The 6,011-nt window shown below is 44.8% G+C and carries 5 protein-coding genes; all 5 read right to left on the bottom strand.

The window, feature by feature from the left end:
* Nucleotides 1-210: 210 nt before the first annotated feature.
* The 5 genes from NQT62_RS15275 to NQT62_RS15255 all read right to left on the bottom strand — a co-directional run bounded on the left by NQT62_RS15275 (nucleotide 211) and on the right by NQT62_RS15255 (nucleotide 5,633).
* Nucleotides 211-1,203: an NAD-dependent epimerase/dehydratase family protein gene (locus tag NQT62_RS15275; protein WP_256765618.1), complete on the bottom strand. Its 993-nt coding sequence runs from the start codon at nucleotides 1,201-1,203 to the stop codon at nucleotides 211-213.
* Between the two features lies 1 nt (nucleotide 1,204).
* Nucleotides 1,205-2,392 (bottom strand): glycosyltransferase, encoded by a 1,188-nt coding sequence (locus NQT62_RS15270; protein WP_256765617.1) that lies wholly within the window; start codon nucleotides 2,390-2,392, stop codon nucleotides 1,205-1,207.
* A gap of 49 nt (nucleotides 2,393-2,441) precedes the next feature.
* On the bottom strand, nucleotides 2,442-3,605 hold the full coding sequence (locus NQT62_RS15265) for a glycosyltransferase family 4 protein (RefSeq protein ID WP_256765616.1): 1,164 nt from the start codon (nucleotides 3,603-3,605) through the stop codon (nucleotides 2,442-2,444).
* Nucleotides 3,602-4,387 (bottom strand): glycosyltransferase, encoded by a 786-nt coding sequence (locus NQT62_RS15260; RefSeq protein WP_256765615.1) that lies wholly within the window; start codon nucleotides 4,385-4,387, stop codon nucleotides 3,602-3,604. The genes NQT62_RS15265 and NQT62_RS15260 overlap by 4 nt, the downstream gene beginning before the upstream one ends.
* 94 nt (nucleotides 4,388-4,481) lie before the next feature.
* Nucleotides 4,482-5,633, bottom strand: coding sequence for a hypothetical protein (locus tag NQT62_RS15255; RefSeq protein WP_256765614.1), 1,152 nt, complete (start codon nucleotides 5,631-5,633; stop codon nucleotides 4,482-4,484).
* Nucleotides 5,634-6,011: the final 378 nt, after the last annotated feature.

The raw sequence follows: 6,011 nt of genomic DNA, 5'->3' as shown, positions 1-6,011 counted from the left end.
CCACGGTCAATAACCTGTTTGACGGCTTCGTCTTTAAATTCTGGGGTATACCTTTGTCCACTCATGATGACTTTCTCCTATGCTCAAATATTAGCCGGGAGTTGTCCACGATAGGCGGGGTAGTCCAGACCCCATCAGAGGTTTTTAAAGAAGCATTGCACTGACCGGTGGAATCCGTCCCCGTTAAAAATGTGGGATTACCATATATCTTTACTCGGTGAAATAGAGTGGCTCATCGCCATGTTTCTCAATGAACTCGTGTCGAACTGTGTGTGCAAGCGCCTTCTCTAGAGAAACAGGCGGAACAAACCCTGTCTGGTCAATTGCCGTGTTGTAAACAGAGTTCGCACAGAACTTCTTGACGCGTATCGAGCTGATGGCAAACCTTTTGCCGGACAAAGCAGCAACCAGATCGAAGCCTTTACCAATCATGTACCCAACAGTAAAGGGAAGTCTGAAACCAATTTTCTCTGGACGGCCCAGTATGCGGTTGACGTTTCCGACCAAGCTGTTCATCGTGAAGTCTGGTTTGTCGATGAAGTTGTAAATGTGCACGCCTGGTTTGAAACTCATAGCGTATTCAATGAATGCGGCAACGTTCTCCACATAGGCCATCGATTTTCGGTTTTCGCCATTCCCCACCATGACAAACTTGCCTGAGGCAATCTGTCTTAGCAGATTGTAGACATTGCCCCTGTTCTGTTCGCCAAATACCACCGTTGGTCGAACTATAACTAAAGTGCGCTCGCTTGGTGCCTCAGCTTGCCATGCCTTAAAAACTTTTTCAGCTTCGTATTTTGTGCGGCCATAATCATTGAATGGTGCAATTTTCCCAGACTCGTCGGTACCAATGCGAGCGAAACCGTAGACTGCGACTGTACTGGTAAAGATGATCGTTTGAACGCTCTTCTCTCGGGCCACAGTACAAATATTCTTAGCACCACCTACGTTCACATCGTTATAAAGACTCAACGGTCGAACATCATCACGATGTTCCGCAGCCAAATTAACGATCACTGAATTTTCTGAAATTGAATTACGTAGTTGATCAATAGACCTAACGTCAATCAACGTCACCAAATCACTAAATGCCTTGCTAGGGGCGTTGTCGAAAATTCTAACGTCGAGTTCAATTTTATCCTTAAGTCGTCGAACTAAACGCGTGCCGATAAAACCACTGCCACCGATGATTGCGCAATTCATGCTATTTTCTCGAAAGAGTTTCTATAGAAGTGACGAATGATTGTCCAATCGCTTTCCAGTCATGTTTCCTGGAAACATACGAGCGGGCGCGTGATCCAAGCGAATCGCGTAGGCTTGAGTCTTCGAGAAGCGTCAAGATACTCTCAGTGAAATCAGCGGGATCATCGGCAATCATTATATCGAAGCCTGGTTCAGCTGCGATACTACCTCGGCCAAGTGTTGTTGTAACAACCGGCAATCCACACGACATTGCCTCCAAGATTTTGTTTTGCATACCAGCGCCGGATTGCATGGGTGCAATCGAAATGCACGATTTGTTAAGTTCGGCAGCAACACTTTCCACCCGACCGGTAACGGTGACATTAGGGTAAGCGGCTACCAATGATTGCACTGCTGTGGATGGATTAGCACCGCAAATAACGAACTTCGTCATTGGGTATCTGCGATTGATTTCAGGCCAACATTTTTCGCAAAACCAAATAACTGCCTCGGCATTTGGACCGTAATTCATGTTGCCCGAAAAAATGATTCTTCCAATTTCAAGAGCATCACGCTTGCCAGAGAATTTTGATGTGTCCACACCGTTATGTAGTACCCGAACATAATCCGGGGCGATGTTTCGAGCATCATCGTCTGCTACGACGAAGGAAAACGCAGCGCGTCGTGCCAGCTCCTGCTCATATCGTCTGGAGCGCTTTGTTTCAAAATTAAAAATGGGCCTCAATAATAGCGAGTTTTTTTTCGTCATCCGCTCATAGTTAAGTGAAACTGAATCGATGAAATCGACTACCAAAGGCTTGTCGATTCCGTTGACGTTGACATAGGGGCGAAACAGAACAAGATAAAGTAGATCCGGATCGAAATCACGAATATGAGTTTCAATCAGTTTCCGGCAGGCCTGGCTGCGGAATAAGGCGGCTTGCAACGGAATTGTAGATACGAAGAGGCCGGAAAACAAGTTGCGTACTTGTGCCAATCTCGGAATAACAATGATCTGACACCTAATCCCAGCCGAATGTAAATGATGTAATGCCAATTCATCCGCAGGAGACGGCGGGGAAACTAAGCAGCAAATAAGATCTACCTGATGTTCGCTACGAATCAGGGCCATGAGTCGGTGGTGGGCAACAAGTTGATCGCCCTTGGCATCAAGCTGCGGCACTCGGGTGGCAATAGTAAGAATTCTCATAGAGCACAGTCAAAGGTGTAATTTGAGTCAATCTGGTATTCTTGGATAATCATGAACATGGCGTCTCTCGGTCTTGAGCAACGTTCTTCGCCGCATACTGGCTTAGGTAAAAATTCGCCACTATTGACCAACTGAATCTACTGAGATGATGGCCCACCTGTTCCGCTGGTAGATCAATCAATAAGTTGCCCATCTCAATACTCTCGATTAGTTTGACTAGGGTGCCCTGGTTACGTGGATCGAAATAGTGTGCAAATGACGCGCCAATTTCGGGAAGTGCGCCCCCGCTTGAGCACAAGGGCGCTTTATGAAAGAAAAGCGACTCAATTACCGGAAGCCCAAACGATTCATAAAATGATGGGACAATCATAGTTTTGCAACTTTGTATGTATTTCGGAATGTCACGGTGTGGACACATTCCCAGAAAAGAAATATTTTCAGTGATTAAACCTCCAGGTTTCAGTCGTTGATACTGCTGTCGATTCACTCCGATGACCGCGAGTTTCGGAGCTTCGCTCTTGTATTTCTGATATAAAGAAATGAACGCGGAGATAACAAATGTAAGGTTTTTCTGTGGATCGGGACCAGTGATTGCGAGATACTTGGTACTATCAATTCTATTATGTTCAGTTGCCGCGATGTCATTATCCGAAACAGATGTATCGATTGCTAGTTCAAACCCGTGATAAATGAATTCGGCCGCAATTCCTAGCTCATGCTGTATGTCCTTAACCGCGAATTCAGACACCGTACAAACTTTGGTCGCACTCTTGGCGTAAAACGGAACAAACACTTTTCTGTATATGCGCCCGATAGCTTGTCTCAGGTTCTGGTTCGGAAAAGGAACGACATCGGCGCTCTTGAGGAACGAGACGTCATGAAGCGTCAGCAAGACGTGTGCTGCCAGCCTTGGAAGAACGAATCCAGTGTTCCCTGTGAAATGGACCACGTCCGCCGATAGCTTCTTTGTTAGATAGTTGAAAACCACCAAGTCAAGTATCGGATCCGGACACCAATCGGGAAGTTGAACGACGTAAAAATTTTTCGGCAATTTGTTGGCAAGTAATGACACGAACTTTTTGCGCACTGCCAAATGAAACTCAAATTTATCATGATCGTTTTCTATAAGCGCATAGATCAAGTTTTTGGTGAAAACACCGATGCCGCGCATCGAGTTTGTTAGCCACCTAGCATCGATTAAAATCTTTTTCAACGAAATGCCTTCATATGCATGCTTACACGGTAGTACACCCAGTAAGCGATGATTCGTGAATAGAAGAGCAGCTCTTTCAAGCGAGTAGTGCGAGTACCGTATTGGCGAATCATCTTAGTTCTAGCTGCTGCGTTTCCTTTCAGCAGGGGAATAAGCTTTGTCGACTCCCCGCTAGAGTCAAACTTTGCGACTATGAAAGGAAGAACATGAAGACACTCCTTGTGCACATGGGCAAGGCGCAGCCACAGGTCGTAATCCATCGCCTGTCTCATGCCCACGTCAAAACCGCCAGATTTTAGGAACAGAGCGCGAGTTATGAAGGTGGCTTGGTGGGGGACGCAATTTTTTTTGATTAGATCATTTACACTACCAGGCTTAAATCTAATCGCTTCAACATCAGAGCCATCCTTGGAAATCGCCAGTGTTCCTGCGGCCCAGTGCCAGTGATGAAGTTGATAGTCAGCCCATACTTTGGCAATGATGTTATCTTCAAACAGTAGATCGCCGAAATGGAGGTGGAAAATTAGTTGGCCAATCGCCAGACGCGCGCCTTTATTCATGGCGTCGCTAATTCCGCGATCAGCCTCTGAAATAACACGAACTCTGGAATCTCCGTTGGTGGCTCGAGTTACCTCGTCGAGGGTTCCATCGGTGGATAGACCGTCGACAACGATGTATTCGATTTCAACGCCGTTCAACTTCTGGGATAGCACACTAGAAATCGTGCCTGCCACGAGCGGCGCACAGTTTTTTCCTATGGATATGATGGAGATATTTATCATGATTTACTTTTCGCACATCGTTTAAACGCACCAGAAGATTAATATTAAATAACGATTCCGCATCACAATTTGCTGCCTGCCACTCGGATTTAAGTTAGCTAATGTGAGCGGTTTTTCTTTCTCTAACCTTGCTTGCTTCCAGGGCGAGCAGATATCCGGCAACGAATGTTAGTTTTAGAAAGCCAGGGAATAGCATCGCCAAGTAAAGAAGATACAACAAAGCTTGGCGCCAGCCTGTTAGGTTGTATTTTTGTTGGATTTTTAGAATTATGAAAAATAACCATATCAGTCCAATCGCCCCGTATTTGTAAATTGATCCAGCTGCTGGGGTATTAAAAATAAACTTAACTGGCGACGACATCGACGAGTCTTGATCTTCAACAATCGATTTGCCTACAGCAAAAATATCAAACTCGGGGGTCGCGATATATTCCCTGTATGTGGCACCATAGCCCATCCCAAAAAGACCATATCCTTTGTTTGAGAGATTCATGTTCAAATTCTCAATTTGAACTGTACGAGTGTTAACGCCATCCGCTTTGAATTCTGATAAAAAGCTACCATAACTTATCAGGAAAATGGGTACGACGAGAAAACAAAAATTAAAAAACAATAATGGTATTATCTTGGCTAGCTTTAACTTGGTTAGAATAATGATGCCGATGGCAACTAAGGAAAGATAAATTTCATTCAGCGAGAGCGTGTTGACCATATTCAGCAATTGCAGCGAAATAACTGGCCAAGCGATAAATGGACTGAATGCTGACGAACCTAGTATTAGAATAAAAGTAGAAAGAATGCGAAATAGTGGTGGGAGGCCGAGCAATGAAGGTAGTTCATGACAGCAGTCAAATATCTCCACGTAAAGAATATCGCCAACATCTGAAATCAGAAGCATCAGCATAACCCAGCCCAACCGCATTACTTTGCTGTTCTCCTTCAGCGTGGCTGGTAGCATTGAGCCAGCGAACAAGTACAAGACCCACTTAAGGTCGTACAAATAAGGCTTTGGATAGAAGTCAATAACAAGATTGTAAAAGAATCCACTTGCGATCATGAAAATAATCAAAGGTGACAAATACTTTAGGTAGCTGATATTTAACCTTTCGAAAGGTCTGCTGATTGCTCGGAAACTGATAGAAGCAATAAAATATAAAATGATCATGTCTGCAAAGGATAACCCGAGAACCTTGTTCAGGAAAACGCTGTAATGCCCTTCGCCAGTAAGCGAATAACTGGTCTTCACCGATATTTCCGGCGAAAGAAAGAGTAGGTATAACAGTATATATTTCAAGTGATGTATTCCAAGTTATACAAGCTACGCAGTGATGCTAGGCAGGTGTTCATGTTTATCGTTCCTAAATAACTCGCTTTCTGCACTCGAATCGCCAGCAAGCCATTTGTTGGCGTATGGGGTTTGTTTGAACTTTCGCTTCTGCATAAAATCCGCTAACAACGCCATAATCTGCTCGCAGGTCTTGGGCATAAAAAGAGCCAGTGACCTGCCCGGGAACTTTCTACCACTGAGAACTTAACGTTCTGGTCTCGGTTGGTAAATTGTTTTGCAATCCTGTCACGAATTCATTCGGGGTCAGGTAGTTCAAACTGGAATGCGGTCGAACCG

Source organism: Limnobacter humi (assembly GCF_024518835.1).
Lineage (GTDB): Bacteria > Pseudomonadota > Gammaproteobacteria > Burkholderiales > Burkholderiaceae_B > Limnobacter > Limnobacter humi.
This window is presented reverse-complemented; position numbering and strand designations above follow the sequence as displayed.